15 protein-coding genes are annotated in these 16,838 nt (G+C 69.9%); 11 read left to right on the top strand and 4 right to left on the bottom strand.

Annotated features, from left to right (window positions below):
* Positions 1-187 precede the first annotated feature (187 nt).
* From SZ55_RS22620 to SZ55_RS22645, 6 genes are all read left to right on the top strand, one after another.
* Positions 188-2,716: a TonB-dependent receptor gene (locus SZ55_RS22620; protein WP_044412025.1), complete on the top strand. Its 2,529-nt coding sequence runs from the start codon at positions 188-190 to the stop codon at positions 2,714-2,716.
* Between the two features lie 57 nt (positions 2,717-2,773).
* Positions 2,774-4,699 carry a phytase gene (locus SZ55_RS22625; protein ID WP_082078318.1) on the top strand — a complete coding sequence of 642 codons (1,926 nt, stop codon included), beginning with the start codon at positions 2,774-2,776 and terminating at the stop codon, positions 4,697-4,699.
* 74 nt (positions 4,700-4,773) lie between these two features.
* Positions 4,774-5,478 (top strand): protein TolQ, encoded by a 705-nt coding sequence (gene tolQ, locus SZ55_RS22630; RefSeq protein ID WP_044412028.1) that lies wholly within the window; start codon positions 4,774-4,776, stop codon positions 5,476-5,478.
* 8 nt (positions 5,479-5,486) lie between these two features.
* On the top strand, positions 5,487-5,933 hold the full coding sequence (gene tolR, locus SZ55_RS22635) for a protein TolR (RefSeq protein ID WP_044412031.1): 447 nt from the start codon (positions 5,487-5,489) through the stop codon (positions 5,931-5,933).
* Entirely contained in the window at positions 5,930-6,754 is an 825-nt protein-coding gene (locus tag SZ55_RS22640; RefSeq protein WP_044412034.1) for an energy transducer TonB, read from the top strand. The genes tolR and SZ55_RS22640 overlap by 4 nt, the downstream gene beginning before the upstream one ends.
* Before the next feature lie 36 nt (positions 6,755-6,790).
* A complete protein-coding gene (locus tag SZ55_RS22645; protein WP_044412037.1) occupies positions 6,791-8,749 on the top strand; it encodes a PhoX family protein in 1,959 nt (652 codons plus the stop codon).
* Positions 8,750-8,755: 6 nt separating this feature from the next.
* Here the strand turns inward: SZ55_RS22645 and SZ55_RS22650 are convergent, their stop codons facing one another.
* Entirely contained in the window at positions 8,756-9,073 is a 318-nt protein-coding gene (locus tag SZ55_RS22650) for a DUF2388 domain-containing protein (RefSeq protein WP_044412040.1), read from the bottom strand.
* An 11-nt stretch (positions 9,074-9,084) separates the two neighbouring features.
* Entirely contained in the window at positions 9,085-9,621 is a 537-nt protein-coding gene (locus SZ55_RS22655; protein WP_044412043.1) for a tetratricopeptide repeat protein, read from the bottom strand.
* 203 nt (positions 9,622-9,824) lie between these two features.
* Here SZ55_RS22655 and SZ55_RS22660 point away from each other — a divergent pair, with 203 nt between their 5' ends.
* Genes SZ55_RS22660 through SZ55_RS22670 form a run of 3 tightly spaced genes read left to right on the top strand, consistent with a single transcriptional unit; the run spans position 9,825 to position 13,116 of the window.
* Positions 9,825-11,114 carry an NAD(P)/FAD-dependent oxidoreductase gene (locus SZ55_RS22660; protein WP_044412046.1) on the top strand — a complete coding sequence of 430 codons (1,290 nt, stop codon included), beginning with the start codon at positions 9,825-9,827 and terminating at the stop codon, positions 11,112-11,114.
* Positions 11,115-11,157: 43 nt separating this feature from the next.
* Complete coding sequence (locus SZ55_RS22665; RefSeq protein WP_044412049.1) at positions 11,158-11,715, top strand: helix-turn-helix domain-containing protein; 558 nt, start codon at positions 11,158-11,160, stop codon at positions 11,713-11,715.
* A 51-nt stretch (positions 11,716-11,766) separates the two neighbouring features.
* Positions 11,767-13,116, top strand: coding sequence for a glutamine synthetase family protein (locus tag SZ55_RS22670; protein ID WP_174244733.1), 1,350 nt, complete (start codon positions 11,767-11,769; stop codon positions 13,114-13,116).
* Positions 13,117-13,262: 146 nt separating this feature from the next.
* On the opposite strand, the gene SZ55_RS22675 is transcribed toward SZ55_RS22670, so the two are convergent.
* Entirely contained in the window at positions 13,263-14,171 is a 909-nt protein-coding gene (locus SZ55_RS22675; RefSeq protein WP_044412055.1) for a LysR family transcriptional regulator, read from the bottom strand.
* A gap of 110 nt (positions 14,172-14,281) precedes the next feature.
* On the opposite strand from SZ55_RS22675, the gene SZ55_RS22680 reads away from it, so the two are divergent.
* Together SZ55_RS22680 and speB are read left to right on the top strand one after the other, a co-directional pair.
* Positions 14,282-15,364: a polyamine ABC transporter substrate-binding protein gene (locus SZ55_RS22680; protein WP_044412058.1), complete on the top strand. Its 1,083-nt coding sequence runs from the start codon at positions 14,282-14,284 to the stop codon at positions 15,362-15,364.
* A 43-nt stretch (positions 15,365-15,407) separates the two neighbouring features.
* Positions 15,408-16,370 (top strand): agmatinase, encoded by a 963-nt coding sequence (gene speB, locus SZ55_RS22685; protein ID WP_044412063.1) that lies wholly within the window; start codon positions 15,408-15,410, stop codon positions 16,368-16,370.
* Between the two features lie 238 nt (positions 16,371-16,608).
* Here the strand turns inward: speB and SZ55_RS22690 are convergent.
* Positions 16,609-16,838, bottom strand: a 230-nt coding sequence (locus SZ55_RS22690) for a transposase (RefSeq protein ID WP_044412066.1), incomplete at its 5' end; no start/stop codon positions are given.

Consider the following 16,838-nt stretch of genomic DNA (forward strand, 5'->3'; position numbering starts at 1 on the left):
GGCCTGGCTTGCATCGCCATGCTCGGGTCCTATCAGCTCAAAACCCCGGGGCTACCCCCGCAAAACCCCGCCATTCCCGTCCGGTGCCGTTGTCCTGTCACAGAAGCTTCATCCGCGCTGCCTAGCGTCCGCTCCCACATTGCCGGGCCATTTGCCTGGCCTGGAACCAATCCTGGGGAGAGCATTCATGTACAAGCGCAGCACCGCCGCCCGGCTCGCGGGCTTCACCTTCAGCGCGCTGACCCTGGCCATGGCCGGCGTCGCGCTGGCCGCCGACGAGGGCGCCGCCGGCGCCACCGAGCACGTCGAGGTGGTCGGCCAGGCCGTGAGCATCGACAAGGCCCTGAAGGAGCAGCGCGCCTCCGACAGCGTCGAGAGCGTGGTGCATGCCGATGGCGTCGCCCAGCTGCCGGACCAGAACGCCGCCGAAGCGGTGCAGCGCCTGCCCGGCGTCTCGGTGGAGCGCGACCAGGGCGAAGGCCGCTTCGTCAGCGTGCGCGGCCTGGGCCCGGACCTGAACAGCGTCACCATCAACGGCACCCTGGTGCCCGCCCCGGAAAGCGACCGCCGCGCCGTGGCCCTGGACGTGCTGCCAGCCGAGCTGGTGCAGTCGCTCACCGTGATCAAGACCCTCACCCCGGACATGGACGCCAACTCCCTCGGCGGCACCATCGACGTGGAGAGCCTCTCCGCCTTCGACCACGAGGGCCTGTTCTACACCGGCAGCACCGAGGGCAGCTACGACGAGAACACCGACAAGACCAGCCCCAAGTTCTCCGGCGCCATCAGCGACCGCTTCAGCCTGGGCGAGGGCATCGACAACTTCGGCGTGGCCGCGGCCCTGAGCTGGCAGGAGCGCAAGTTCGGCTCCGACAACGTCGAGACCGGCGGCGCCTGGGACTTCGAGGACGGCGCCCGCCTGGAGGAACTGGAACAGCGTGACTACGCCATCACCCGCGAGCGTGCCGGCGGCGGCCTCAACTTCGACTACAAGCCCGACGACAGCTCCAGCTACTACCTGCGCACCCTCTACAGCCGCTTCAAGGACAGCGAGACGCGTAACTCCGCCGGCATGGAATTCGACAACGCGCGCCTGCCAGGCGAGACCGGCGACGGCGAGGGTAACCGCAAGCTCAAGGACCGCGAGGAAACCCAGGAGATCCAGTCCTACGTGTTCGGCGGCGAACGCATGATGGGCCTGTGGACCCTGAGCGGGCAGGCCGGCTACAGCCGCTCCAGCGAGGACAGCCCCGGCCACATCGCCGGTGCCACCTTCGAAGGCATCCGCGACTTCACCGGTACCGGCTTCGACGACAGCAAGAAGCCGCGCCTCAACGTCGAGGACGCGTTCTACGACCCGGCCAACTTCGCCCTCGACAAGATCGACTGGGAAAAGCAGAACACCAAGGACACCGAGAAGAACATCCGCCTCGACCTCGCCCGCGACTACGACCTCTCCGGCTACGCCGCCCAGGCCAAGTTCGGCGGCAAGCTCAGCCGCCGCGACAAGACCAACGACCTGGAAGCCTGGACCTACGAGGACCTGGACACCTTCTTCACCGACGAACAGCTCAACCTCGGCCGGTTCCAGAAGGGCACCGTGCACTACGCCCTCGACCGCTTCGGCCCCGGCATCAGCGCCAGCGCCATCAAGGGCCTGCTCGGCCAGCTCAATGCCGCCGACTTCTACAACGAGGAAGAGTCGCGGGTGAACGACTTCGACATGAGCGAGGACATCAACGCCGCCTACCTCATGAACACCCTGGACGTGGACGACTGGCGCTTCATCGCCGGCCTGCGCTACGAAGGCACCGAATTCGAGGCCAAGGGCACCGGCATCCGCGACGGCGCCTTCGAGAGCATCGAGCGCAAGCGCGACTACCACCACTGGCTGCCCGGCCTGCACGCCCGCTACCAGCTGGACAAGGACACCCAGCTGCGCGCCGCCTGGACCAAGAGCGTGGTGCGCCCCACCTTCGGCCAGCTGGCCCCGGGCTTCGTCATCGACGGCGACGAGGCCAGCTTCGGCAACCCCGACCTGTCGCCGCTGGAGTCGAGCAACTTCGACCTGGGCATCGAGCACTACCTGGGCCGCGCCGGCGTGGTCTCCGCCTTCGTCTTCTACAAGGACATCGACAACTTCATCTACAACACCGACCTCGCCGGCACCGGCGCCTGGGCGACCTTCGACGAGGCCAACACCTACGCCAACGGCGACAACGCCAAGCTCTACGGCCTGGAACTGGCCTACTCGCAGAAGTTCGACTGGCTGCCCGCGCCCTGGAACGGCCTGCTGCTGGGCGCCAACGCCACCTTCAGCCGCTCCGACGCCAGCATCGAGGGTTTCGACCAGGCCAGCGGCCGCACCCTCAAGCGCGACATCGACCTGCCCAACCAGTCCGACACCGTCGGCAACCTGATGCTCGGCTGGGAGAACGACAAACTCAGCCTGCGCCTGTCGGCCAACTACAAGTCCGACTACCTGTTCGAAGTGGCCCCGGTGGGCGACCGCCAGCACGACCTGCACGTGGATTCGCAAACCTTCGTCGACTTCAGCGCCCGCTACTTCCTGACGAAGGAGCTGCAGCTGTCCTTCGAGGCGCAGAACCTCACCGACGAGCACTACTACGTCTACACCGGGCGCCGCAGCTACAACGCCCAGTACGAGGAATACGGCCCCACCTACACGCTCGGCCTGACCTTCACCCACTTCTGATCGCCACGCCCTCCCCACCGGGGAGGGCGGCACCCCCGTATCGCCTGGAACCGCCCGATGACCGCTATCCGCCCCCGCACCGCCCTGCTGTTCGCCGCCCTGTTCGGCCTGGCCGCCTGCCAGCCGCGCCCGGCCGCCGAGTCCTCGTCCCCCCGGCTCGACCTCAGCCCATGGGGCGCCTCCGCCCTCAAGGCCGAAGACCTTCGCCCGCTGCCCGGCAGCGACGCCCGCCTGGCCGCCAGCGAGCGCGACGGCCTGCTCCTGCTCGACGGCGAAGGCCGCGAACGGGCGCGCCTGCCCGGCTCCTTCTCCGGCCTCGACCTGCGCAGCGCCGGGCCCCGGGGCGTGATCGTCGCCAGCCTCGACAACGCCACCCAGCAGGCCACCCTGGTGAGCCTGGACACCGGCGCCCAGCGCTGGAGCGCCCCGCTGCAACTACCGGCCCGCGACTACGCCGTCGCCGGGCTCTGCCTGTACCGCGACGACGCGCGCAACCTCTACCTGTTCCTGGTGGGCGAGGACGGCCACGGCGAGCAGTGGCTGGTGGGCGCCGGCCCGCGCCTGAATGCCGAGGCCCGGCGCGTGCGCGGCCTGGCCCTGCCACCGGCGGCCGAATACTGCCAGGTGGACGACGCTGCCAACCGCCTGTTCGTCAACGAAGAGAACGTCGGCCTCTGGGCCTACCCGGCCCACCCGGAAGCCGACARTGCCCGCGTGCCGGTGGACCTGGTGGCCCCCTTCGGCGGCCTGGCGAAACGCGCCGGGGCCATGGCCGTGGTGCCCGGCGGCCTGCTGGCGCTGGACCCGTCCGCCGCCCGCCTGCACCTCTACCAGCAGCAGGGCGAGGCCTGGCAGGCCGTGGCCAGCCTGGCGCTGCCGGGCCTGGAAGAGCCCGAGCGCATCGCCGTCGCCGCCAGCGCCAGGGGCACCGAGCTGCTGCTGCAGGACGACACCAGCGGGCGCTTCCACCAGGGCCGGCTGGACTGGCAGGCAAAGCCCGTGGCCCTGCCGCCGGTGTTGCCCAGCGTCGCCGCCCTGCGCCAGAGCGAACCGGTGGGGCGCCAGGGCGATGCGGCGGACGACCCGGCCATCTGGGTCAACCCGAACGATGCGGCCGCTAGCCGCGTGCTCGGCACCAACAAGAAGCAGGGCCTGCTGGTCTACGGCCTCGATGGCCAGTTGCTGCAGGAACTGCCGGTGGGTCGCCTGAACAACGTCGACGTGCGCCCCGGCTTCGCCCTCGGCGGCCAGCGGGTCGACCTCGCCGTGGCCAGCAACCGCGACCGCAACAGCCTCAGCCTGTTCGCCATCGACCGCGGCACGGGCGAGGTAAAGCCGGCCGGCGAGGTGCCCACCCCGCTCAAGGAGATCTACGGCATCTGCCTGTTTCAGCCGGCCTCCGGCGAGCTCTACGCCTTCGCCAACGGCAAGGACGGGCGCTTCCTGCAATACCGCCTGGACGGCGCCAACGGCGCGGCGAGCGGGCAGCTGGTGCGCGAGTTCCGTGTCGACAGCCAGCCCGAGGGCTGTGTCGCCGACGACCAGCGCCAGCGCCTGTTCATCGGCGAGGAGGACGTCGGCGTCTGGGCCCTGGACGCCCGCGCCGACGCCCCCGCCGACCTCGCCTCGGTGATGAAGGTGGGCGACGCGCTGCACGCCGACGTCGAGGGCCTGGCCCTCTACCAGAGCGAGGCCCGCGACTACCTGGTGATCTCCAGCCAGGGCAACGACAGCTACGTGGTGCTCGACGCCGAGCCGCCCTTCGCCCTGCGCGGCGCCTTCCGCGTCGGCCTCAACGCCGCCGCCGGCATCGACGGCGCCTCGGAGACCGACGGCCTGGAAGTCACCTCCGCCAACCTCGGCGGCCCCTGGAGCCAGGGCCTGCTGGTGGTGCAGGACGGCCGCAAGCGCATGCCCGAGCAGACCCAGAACTTCAAGTTCGTGCCCTGGGCCGAGGTGGCCCGGACCCTGGGCCTGCACTGAAGCGCTGTCATCAATCCGTCACCACCGCGTAATCGAATAGGGCCAGCGGGCCCGGCAACACGAGGAACCGAACCATGCACGCAACACTGGAACAGATGACCGTCTGGGGCCTGATCAGCGACGCCAGCCTGCTGGTGAAAGGGGTGATGGCGATCCTGCTGCTCGCCTCCCTGTTCAGCTGGTACCTGATCGTCCAGCGCGGCGCCCTGCTGGGGCGCGTCGAGCGGCAGGCCAAGGCCTTCCTGGCGCGCCTGCGCGGCACCGCCGAGCTCGGCCAGCTGCAGCGCAAGGACGGCGAGCCGGACGAGGACGCCGCCCTGGAGCGCATCTTCCAGGCCGGCTACCAGGCGTTCGCCCAGCTGCGCCGCGAGCCGGGCATCGCCCCGGACAGGGTGGTGGACGGTGTCGAACGCAGCCTCTACGTCGCCATCGCCGAGGAGGAGGAGCGCCTGGAGAAGGGCCTCACCTTCCTCGCCACCGTCGGCTCGGTCAGCCCCTACATCGGCCTGTTCGGCACCGTGTGGGGGATCATGAATTCCTTCATCGGCCTGTCCCAGGTGCAGCAGGCGACCCTCTCCACCGTGGCCCCGGGCATCGCCGAAGCCCTGATCGCCACCGCCATCGGCCTGTTCGCCGCCATCCCCGCGGTGATCGCCTACAACCGCTTCTCGGCCCGCGCCCAGGGCCTGGTGGCGCGCTACTACGCCTTCGGCAATGAGCTGCAGGGCCGCCTGCAACGCCGCCTGGTGGGCGCCAATCCCGTCGCCGCCGCGGCCTGAGGTGCAGCATGCTCGTCCGTCCCCAGCGCAAGCACGGCCCCAAGGCCGAAATGAACGTGGTGCCCTACATCGACGTGATGCTGGTGCTGCTGGTGATCTTCATGGTCACCGCGCCGATGCTCACCCAGGGCGTGAAGATCGAACTGCCCAAGGTGGCCAGCGAGGCGCTGCCCCGTGACAGCCAGCAGCGCATCCTCACCCTCTCGGTGCAGGCCGACGGCGGCTACTACTGGAACCTCGGCACCGAGCTGGACACCGAGAACCGGACCGACAGCGCCGTGGCCCTGGAGGAGATGACCGCCAAGGTGGGCGCGCTGATCGCCGAGCGCGGCGACACCCAGGTGTACATCCGCGCCGACCAGGACGCCGGCTACGGCAAGGTGGTGGCCGCCATGGCCGCGCTGCAGCAGGGCGGGGTGGCCAACCTCGGGCTGATCACCGAGGCGCCGCAATGAGCGTGATGGTCATGGGCGACACCCCGCTTTCCCGCCTGCGCCTGCCCGCTGCCGGGTTCTGGCGCCACGCCTTCGCCGCCGGCTGCGCCCTGGCCCTGCACCTGGCTGCGCTGGTGCTGCTGATGGCCGGCTGGGCCCCCGAGCGCCCCGCCGAACCCGTGCAGCGGGTGCTCACCACCCAGCTCATCAGCCTGCCCGCGCCGGTGCCCGAACCGGCCCCCGCGCCCCCGGCGCCGGTGCAGCCGGCCGTGGCCGAACCCGCCCCGGTGGCGCCGCCCCCGATGCCGCTCGAGCCGCCGAAGCCGCAGGTCGACCCGCGCATCGAGCAGCGCAAGCAGGAGCAGGCCGCCCTGGCCCGCAAGCGGGTGGAAGAACAGAAGCGCCAGGAGCAGGTGCAGCGGGAAACCCAGCGCCGCGAGCAGCAGCGCCTGCAGGCCGAGCGCGTCGCCGCCGAACAACAGCGCCAGCTCGACCTGGCCCGCCAGGCGGAACAGCAACGCCAGGCCGCCGAGCGCGCGCGCCAGGCCGCCGCCGAAGCCGCCGCCAACAGCCGCCAGTACCTGCCGATCGCCAAGGAAGCGCCGGACTACCCCCAGCGCGCCCTCGACAAGGGCATCCAGGGCGACTGCACGGTGGAGTACCGGGTCAACCCGCAAGGCCGCGTCGAGGACCCGCAGGTGGTGGGCGACTGCCACCCGCTGTTCATCCGCCCGTCACTGGCCGCGGCGCAGACGTTCCGCTACCAGCCGCGCCTGGAGAACGGCCAGCCCGTGGCCGTGCCCGGCGTGCGCAACACCTTCCACTACCGCATCGAACGCTGAGCGCGCAGCGCCGGCGCAGACCAGAAGAGAGACGTGATGAACCAGGACTTCGCAGCCTTCCATGCCGCACTCGCCGCCCACGACGACGAGGCCATCAACCCCAGTGGCAACCGCAGCATGGACCGGATGGTCGATGCCGGTCGCCGCAACGTGCTCAAGGGCGGCCTGGCGATGGCGGCCCTGGGCTTCTTCGGTGGCGGCATCAGCGCCTGCCGCACCCTGGCCGAGACCCCGCTGCTGGGTTTCAAGGGCGTGCCCCAGCAGTTCGATGCCACGTTCGACCAGGTCATCGTCGCCGAGGGCTACAGCGCCCGGCCGTTCTTCTCCTGGGGCGACGCCGTGCTCGCCGATGCGCCGGCCTTCAAGGGCGACGCCAGCGAAACCTGGGAGGACCAGCTCAAGCAGGCCGGCGACAACCACGACGGCATGCACTTCTTCCCCTTCCCAGAGGCGCCCAGCGACCACGGCCTGCTGGTGATCAACCACGAATACATCAACCCCACCCTGCATGCCGCCGGCATCGTCTACGTCGACGGCAAGCGCAAGGCGGAGGACGTGAAGAAGGAGCAGGCGGCACACGGCGTCAGCGTCATCGAGGTGAAGAAGGATGGCCGCGGCCACTGGCAGCGGGTCGCCGGCTCGCGCTACAACCGCCGCATCTCCACCCTCACCCCCATGCAGCTCAGCGGCCCGCTGGCCGGCCACCCGCTGATGAAGACCGCCTCCGACCCCAGCGGGCGGGAGGTGATCGGCACCCTCAACAACTGCTCCATGGGCGTCACCCCCTGGGGCACCTACCTCGCCTGCGAGGAGAACTGGCACAACTACTTCATCAACCGCGACGCGGCCGACCATGCCCAGCGCGTGTCCCACAAACGCTACGGCATCGCCAGGGAAGGGTTGAGCAAGAACTACGGCTGGGAGACCGCCGACCCCCGCTTCGACGCCACGCCCTACCGCGACCAGCCCCACGACGGCCACGTGCAGGAGCCGCACCGCTTCGGCTGGGTGGTGGAGATCGACCCCTTCGACCCCGGCAGCACGCCGAAGAAGCGCACCGCCGTCGGCCGCTTCTGCCGCGAGTGCTCCACCCTGTCCCTCGGCAAGGACGGGCGCATGGCCTACTACTACGGCGACGACACCAAGGGCGAGTACATCTACAAGTTCGTGCCCAGCGGCCGCTTCGACGCCGCCAACCCCAGGGCCGCCCGCGACCTGCTGGACGAGGGCACCCTCTACGTCGCCCGCTTCGACGACGACGGCAAGGGCCAGTGGCTGGCCCTGGTGCACGGGCAGAACGGCCTCACCGCCGAGAACGGCTTCCCCAGCCAGGCCGAGGTGCTGCTCAACGCCCGCGCCGCCGGCGACCGGGTGGGCGCCACGCCCATGGACCGTCCCGAGTGGGTGGCTGCGCACCCGGAGACCCGTGAGGTCTACGTCACCCTCACCAACAACGACGAGCGCGGCGCCAAGAAGCCGCTGAACGCCGCCAACCCGCGCCCGCACAACCTGCACGGGCAGATCCTGCGCTGGAACGAGGCGGGCGGCGACCCCACCGCTACCACCTTCGAATGGGAGATCTTCCTCCTCGCCGGCGAGCCCCAGGGGGCGAAGGACGACAAGGGCCAGCCGGTGCCGGCCAACCTCATCGGCACCATCAACGGCGACGCCTTCTCCTCGCCGGACGGCCTGGCCTTCGACCCCGCCGGCCGCCTGTGGATCGAGACCGACTTCGACGACATCGAGCCGGCCATGGCGCGCATCGGCTGCAACCAGCTGCTCTGCGCCGACCCCAGGACCCGCGAGGTGCGCCGCTTCCTGGTCGGCCCGCGCGGCTGCGAGCTGACCGGCATCACCTTCACCCCGGACGGCCGCAGCATGTGGGTCAACATCCAGCACCCCGGCATCAGCTACCCCGCCAGCGACGGCAAGAGCCGCCCGCGCTCCACCACCGTGCTCATCACCAAGAACGACGGCGGCGTGATCGGCAGCTGAAGGGCTTCAGGGTGTAGAGGCGAGGATGGCGCGGGCCAGGGCCAGGTCGTCGGTGCCGGTGGGCAGCGGCTGTTGGCGCAGCTCCCGCAGGGCCCGTTCCAGCTCGGGGCCCCGGATGTCGCCGTCGCTGGCTACGAAGGCGGCGGCATCGTCCCGCGCCCGTGCCTTGTGTCCCGAGTCCATGAGGGCCCCGGTCGAGTAGCTCGGAAGGCAGAGGGTGCCTAAAGCGACAAGGGTGATGCTCATTGCCACCCCATCCAGCTTCTCCCCGGCATGGCTCGGCAATGAACCGGCAAGCAGTGCAACAGCAAGCGCTTTGCGCATCGTGTTTGCTCTCAATCGCCCGGCAGCGCCTGCACCGCCTTGCAACTGGCCTCGTAATGCTGGGCGCAGGCCGACTGGTACAGGCGGCGGGCCTGGTCCGGGTCGCGCGGCACGCCTTCGCCCCGCAGGTACAGGCTGCCGAGCACGTGTTGGGCCATGGGGTTGCCGGCGGCGGCGGACTGGTTCAGGTAGCGCAGCATCTCCGGCTGGTTGGCCAGGGCCGGGTCGTTGCGGCCGGTGTAGAGGAAGGCCAGGCTTACCGCCGCCACGGCATTGCCCTGGTCGGCGGCGCGGGCCCACCAGTACTGGGCCTGGCGGTAGTCCTTGGCCACGAAGAAGTGGCTGCCCAGCTTGAATTGGCTCTCCGGGTCGCCGCGCTGGGCCTGCACTTGCAGCACCTCCAGCTCGCTGGGCGGCGTCTCGCGGATGACGTTGGCCGGCACCTGCGCCTCGGCAGGGCGCTCCGGTGTCTTGGCGGTGTGGGTGCAGCCGACCAGCAGGGCGACGGCCAGCAGCGGGACGGACAGGCGGGACAGTGACGGACGCATGGAGGCTCCTCGGCCAGGGCAGTGATGGGCGGCGGCGCCGGGCGTACAGGGTGATCGGCTTCCGCTCGCGCTTCAAGGTGTTGCAGCCAGTGGGACCGGCCCCGCGTGAAAGGGTTCTCGTCGGTTCGTTCCGGGGTTGGCTTTGTGAAATTTATTGGATAGATTTTCATGAAATTAAATCTACAAAATTTCACGAGGCCCCCATGTTCAAGCGATCCGCCCAGCATGTCGGTACCTGGTACGCCGCCGCCTTCCCCGGCCCCATCCCGCTGCGCCCACGCCTGCAGGCGAGCCAGGACTGCGACGTGGTGGTGGTCGGCGGCGGCTTCAGCGGCCTGCACACCGCCCTGCGCCTGGCCCTGGCCGGCAAGCGCGTGGTGTTGTTGGAGGCCAGCCGGCTGGCATGGGCGGCCTCCGGGCGCAACGGCGGGCAGGCCTTGCTGGGCTGGTCCTGCGACATGCCCCCGCTGGAGAAGGCGCTCGGCGTCGACGGCGCCCGCCAACTGTGGGACAGCATGCGCTGGGCCTCCGAGGAGATCCGCGAGCTGCCCGCCCGCCACGGCTTCGAGGTGGACTACCGCAGCGGCAGCCTGTGGGCCGCCGTGCTGCCGCGCCGGGTCGGCCAGCTGCACGAGGCCCAGCGCGAGGCCGAGGCGAAGTGGGGCTACGACGCCTTGCGCGTCATCGAGCGCGACGAACTGCCCGAATGGATCGGCAGCCCGCGCTACCAGGCTGCCCTCTACGACCCCGAGGCCGGCCACCTCGACCCGCTGAAGCTCGCCCACGGCCTGGCCAACGCCCTGGAAGCGGCTGGCGGGCGCATCTTCGAACAGACCCAGGCCCTGGAATACCGCACCCGCGGCGAGGGCTACAGCGTACGCACCGCCGAAGGCGAAGTGCGTGCCGACGTGCTGGTGCTGGCCTGCAACGCCTACATCGACCGCCTCGACCCGGCCCTGGCCCGGCGCGTGCTGCCGGTGGGCTCCTACCAGGTCGCCACCGAACCGCTGGACCCGGCGCTGGCGCGCTCCCTGCTGCCGCGCAACAGCTGCGTGATCGACAACCAGTTCGTCCCCGACTACTTCCGCCTTACCCCCGACCACCGCCTGCTCTTCGGCGGTGGCTGCACCTACCTGGGCGGCCTGCCCAGGGACGTAGCGGCTGCCACCCGGCCGCACCTGGAGCGGGTCTTCCCGCAGCTGCGCGGCGTGGGCATCGAGTACGGCTGGGGCGGGCACCTGGACTGCAGCATGAAGCGCACCCCGGACATCGGCCGCAGCGGCCAGCGCTACTGGCTGCAGGGCTTCTCCGGGCACGGCGTGCTGCCGACCCTGGCCGGTGCCCGTGCCGTGGCCGACGCCATTCTCGGTGACGACCGCCTGCTGGGGCTCTACCAGCGCCTGAACAACCCCGGCTTCCCCGGTGGCGCGCTGCTGGCGCCGCCGCTGGAGGCCATCGGCAAGGCGTACTACCGCCTGCGCGACGTGATCTGAAGGGCCGCCCGCCGGCACCCGGCGGGCACCACGGAGATTCCAGATGGACAAGCAAGACGAAATCGAAGGCCTCGCGATCCTCATCCGCGACCTGCGCAAGCACAAGAACGTGACCCTGGGCGACCTGGCCACCCGCATCGACCGCTCGGTGGGCTTCCTCTCCCAGGTCGAGCGTGGCCTCTCGCGCCCCACGGTGGCCGATCTCACCGCCATCAGCGAAGCGCTGGGGGTGCCGACCACCTACTTCTACAGCCTCAGCAAGCCCCGCGAGATCCCCTGGGTCACCCGCCCCGACGAGCGCCGCACCCTCTACTACGCCGGCGGCATCACCGACGTGCTGGCCTCGCCGACCATGTCCGGCGGCTTCTCCATGCTCGAAAGCCACCTGGAGCCCGGCGCCACCAGCGGCGAAGGGCACCTGGACGACAGCTCCGAGCAGGGCGGCTTCGTCCTCGAAGGCGAGCTGACGCTCTGGTACGGCGACGACGCCGAGCCGGTGACCCTCTACGCCAACGACAGCTTCCAGCTGCCGCCCCATGCGCAGTTCCGCTACGCCAACCTCTCCGAACGGCCGACGCGGGTGCTCTGGGTCTTCACCTGACACCCGGCAGCTTCTCCCCCGAACACCCCTTTCCCTTGCAGGACCGCAGTGATGACAACAACAAGACACCCCGATCTGCTCAGCGAAGTCCGCGCCTTTCGCGAACGTCACCCGGACATCCGCTACGTCGACCTGATCTGCCTGGACATCCCCGGGCACTTCTACGGCAAGCGCTACCCCATCGACATGCTGGAGAAAGTGGCCGCCGGTGGCCCGCTGAAGGTCCCGCAGAACTGCGTGCTGCTCGGCACCCAGGGCGGGCTGTACCCCATCGGTGACTACTGCTTCGCCGACGGCGACCCGGACGCCCCGCGCCGCCTGGTGCCGGGCACCCTGGTGCCGGTGCGTTGGGAGAAGGAGCCCCTGGGGCAAATGCTGATCACCTCCGACGGCACCGAAGCGCCCATCGAATTCGAACCCCGTGAAGTGCTCGCCCGCGTGCTGCAGCGCCTGGAGCGGCGCGGCATCCGCCCGGTGGTGGCCTTCGAGCTGGAGTTCTACCTGTTCGACCGCAAGCTCGACGCCGGCCTGCCGCGCTTCCCCCGCGACCCGCTGTGCGAAGACGAGGACGACCAGCCGAACATGCACATCGAGCGCCTCTCGCGCTTCTCCAGCGTGCTGCACGAAATGGTCGACGCCGCCAACGAACAGGGCGTGGCCGCCAACGTCATCACCGCCGAACTCGGCCCCGGCCAGTTCGAGATCAACTTCGGCCACTGCGACGACGGCCTCAAGGCCGCCGACTGGGCTGCCCTGTTCTGCCGCAGCACCCGTGGCGTCGCCCTCAAGCACGGCCTGCGCGCCAGCTTCATGAGCAAGCCCTACCTGCAGGCACCGGGCAGCGGCATGCACGTGCACGTCAGCCTCTACGACCGCGACGGCCACAACCTGCTGGACGCCCAGGGCCAGCGCCCGCTGCGCCACGCCGTGGCCGGCTGCCTGGACCTGCTGCCCCACTGCATGCCGATCTTCGCCGCCAACCACAACGCCTTCCGCCGCTACGGCGCCATGGTCAACGCCGCCAGCCGCGCCAGCTGGGGCTTCGAAGACCGCGACGCGTGCATCCGCATTCCCGAGTCCGACGGCCGCAACCTGCGCATCGAACACCGCCTGGCCGGCGCCGACGCCAACCCCTACCTGGTGCTGGCGGCCATCCTCACCGGCATGGAGCACGGCCTCGACGCCGCCCGCGACCCCATCGCCCCGCTCAACGAAGACCGCTCCAGCGGCATCGACTTCCCCAAGGACATGCTCACCGCCGTCGCCGCCATGCGCGACCACCCCGTGGTCAACCAGGGCCTGGGCAGCGAATTCGTCATGGTCTATTGCGAGAACAAGCGCCAGGAGTACCTCGACTTCATCAACGAAGTCAGCGCCCGGGAATACCGCTGGTACCTGTAGCGGAACGCGCCGTGTGCGGGGTGGGTGGCGCGCTTCCCATCCACCCGCGGTGTTCCCGGAGGCACCGAGTCGGGCAGCGCTGCGCACTGCGTGGCGAATGAATTCGCCCCTACAGGAGCCGGGGGTGGTCGTTGTTCGCCGTGACCCTACGCCCGATCCACCCCGCCGAAGGCGGCCAGGAGGTCTTCGACGAACGCCTGCTGCGCTTCGCTGGGTTCGCGGCCGCGGTGGTGGGTGAGTCGGAATTCCACGTCGAAGCCCAGTCGTTCCGGCAGCAGGGCGCGGAGTAGCCCGCGTGCCTCCCAGGGCGCGGCGATGTGGCGGGGGAGGTAGCCGATGTGGGCGCCGGAGAGGATCAGCGCCAGGGTGCCTTCCACCTGCTCGGTCACCGCGCTGCTGGCGGCGGACTGGAAGGGCTCGGCCTCGCCGATGAAGCGGTAGGGGTGCAGCACCCGGTCGCATTGGCGCAGGTCGCTCTCGGTGACGCGCGTGCGGTCGAACAGCGGGTGCCCGGCGCCGCAGAACAGCAGCTGCTCCTCGACGAACAACGGCCGGTGTTCCAGCGCCTGCTGGTTGCCGGAGAAGTAACCGATGGCCAGGTGCAGCTGGTCCTGCAGCAGGCGCCGCTCCAGTTCGGCGGGCATGGCGCTGAGCAGCTCGATGCGCACCGCCTGGCGGCGCGAGCGGAAGCGCCGGATGGCATCGGCCAGGCGTTGCATCACGGCATCGTCGAGGGACTCGGAGAGGCCGATGCGCAGCTCGCCCAGGAGCATGTCGGCCATGCCCCGCGCTTCGCCCTTGAAGGTCTCGATGGCGCCGAACAGCCGCCGCGTGGCCGCCAGCACCTGCTCGCCCTTGGGGGTCAGGCGGAAGCCGGCCTTGCCGCGCTCGCACAGGCGGAAGCCCAGGCGCGTCTCCAGCTTGGCCATCTGCGTGCTGATGGTGGACTGGCCCACCCCCAGCGCGCCCTGGGCGGCGCTGAAGCCGCCGCTTTCGACCACGGTGACGAACAGCCTGAGCAGTTGCAGGTCCAGGTCCTGGAGTTGGGCGAGCATGGGGATCTCCAAACATCGATGGCGAGCGATGCCAAAGTAGAACACTTCATATTTATCCGAAGCAAAACCCGGCGCAGGATCGTCCCATCACCGCTCCGGGAGCTTTCGCCATGCGCCTTTCCCTGTTGTTCGCCCTGCTCGCCGCCTGTGTCCTGCCCGCCCATGGGCAGGACCGGGAGCTGAATCTCTACAGCTGGTCCGCCTACATCCCGCCCCAGGCGCTGGAGCGCTTCAAGGCCGAGACCGGCATCCGGGTGAAGTACGACATCTTCGACAGCGCCGAGGCCCTCGACGCCAAGCTGATGACCGGCGGCAGCGGCTATGACGTGGTGTTCCCCGCCAGCAGCGGCCTGGCGCGGGCGATCAAGGCCAATGCGGTGCAGCCGGTGCAGCGCGAGCAGCTGCACCACTACGCCAACCTCGACCCGCAGCTGCTGGCCAAGCTCGCCAGCGTCGACCCCGGCAATCGCTTCGGCGTGCCCTACACCTGGGGCACCATCGGCCTGGGGCTGAACCGCGACGCGGTGCAGAAGCGCATCCCCGACGCGCCGCTGAACAGCCTCGACCTGCTGTTCAAGCCCGAGTACGCCACCCGCCTGAAGGACTGCGGCATCGCCGTGATCGACTCGCCCCAGGAGGTCATCAGCGTGGCCCTGCACTACCTCGGCAAGGACCCGTACAGCACCGCCAAGGCCGACCTCGCGGCGGTCCATGAGCTGCTCACCGCGTTGCAGCCGAACCTGCGCTACGTCGGCGCCGGCAAGCACATCAACGACCTGGCCAAGGGCGAGATCTGCCTGGCGCTGACCTACAACGGCGACGCCGCCATCGCCGCCGAGCAGGCCCGCGAGGCGAAGATGCCCTTCGAGGTGGTCTACCGCATCCCCCGCGAGGGCACGCTGATCTGGTTCGACACCCTGGCCATCCCCGCCGACGCGCCGCACCCCCAGGCGGCCCACGCCTTCATCGACTGGATGCTGCGCCCCGAGGCCATCGCCGAGCTGACCAACAGCCAGTTCTTCGCCAACGCCAACCAGGCCGCCACGCCCTTGCTGGACCCGGCGGTGGCCAACGACCCGGACATCTACCCGGAGCAGGTCGTGCGCGAGCGCCTGTTCGGCGAGCAGGCGCTGACCCTCAAGGAGCAGCGCGAGCGTACCCGCATCTGGACGCGCTTCCGCACCCAGTACTGACCCCGCGCAGACGCACACCCCACCCCCGACGGAGCCCGATGACATGGAACACGCCTTCGACAACGACCAGGCCATCACCCGGCCGAGCCTGCTGGGCACGGCCGCCGAGGCCACCTACGCCGGCATCACCAGCTTCATGCGCCGGCGCTACAGCCGCGACCTCACCGGCGTCGACCTGGTGGTGAGCGGGGTGCCCTTCGACACCGCCACCACCAACCGCCCCGGCAGCCGCTTCGGGCCCCGCGCCATCCGCGCCGCCTCGGTGCAGATGGCCTGGGCGCGGCATTTTCCCTGGGAGTTCGATCCCTTCGACCACCTGGCGGTGATCGACTTCGGCGACTGCGCCTTCGACCACGGCACGCCACAGCACACGCCGGAGGCGATCCAGGCCCACGCCGCGCACATCCTCGAGGCCGGCGCGGCGATGCTCACCCTGGGGGGTGATCACTTCATCAGCTACCCGCTGCTCAAGGCCCATGCGGCCAAGCACGGGCCGCTGTCGCTGATCCACTTCGACGCCCACAGCGACACCTGGCCGGACGAAGAGGGCCAGCGCATCGACCACGGGACGATGTTCTTCCACGCCGCCCGCGAGGGCCTGGTGGACCCGGCGCGCTCGGTGCAGATCGGCCTGCGCACCACCAACGACGACGTGATGGGCTTCCAGGTGCTGGACGCGCGCGAGGTGCACCGCCACACGCCGGAGCAGATCGCCGAGCGCATCCGCGAGCGGGTGGGGGACAACCCGGTGTACCTGACCTTCGACATCGACTGCCTCGACCCGGCCTTCGCCCCCGGCACCGGCACCCCGGTGTGCGGCGGGCTCTCCAGCCACCAGGCGCTGGAAATCCTCCGTGGCCTGCGCGGCATCAACCTGGTGGGCATGGACGTAGTGGAAGTGGCGCCGCCCTACGACAACGCCGAGGTCACCGCCCTGGCCGGCGCCACCTTGGCGATGGAGATGCTCTGCCTGTATGCCGCGCGGCATAAGTTGGGGGAGCGGTAGGCGCGGCGCTGTGGGGAGCGAGTTCATTCGCGAGCAAGATGAAGCACGAGCATCGCGGCTGAAGCCGCTCCCACAGGGTCTGCCACCTTTAGCCCGGACTTCAGTCCGGGGACGGCGGTGGTGCCGGGGAGGAGCCTTCGCGAGCAGAGCTCGCTCCTGCGGGGTTGGTGCCAGCCGGAGGGATTCCCGGGCTGAAGCCCGGGCTACGGAGCGCTCTGGCTCGGTGGGAGATTCCATGTCAATCCGCCGTAGCGACGCGAGGTCGATATGGCTTCTGACTTCTCATCACGGCAAAGGCGATCCTAGCCAGCTTGCGCGCCAGGATGACCAGCGCTTCGGTTCTCTTCAGGCCGCGTTGCAGGTAACCCTGGTAGCAGTCTTTCCAGGCGACGGTGCGGCTGGCTGCCATTGCTGCCGTATAGAGCAGCCGGCGGATTTCCGGATCGCCCTGCTTGGTCAGCTTCCGTC

This window comes from Pseudomonas sp. FeS53a (assembly GCF_000931385.1).
Classification (GTDB): domain Bacteria; phylum Pseudomonadota; class Gammaproteobacteria; order Pseudomonadales; family Pseudomonadaceae; genus Metapseudomonas; species Metapseudomonas otitidis.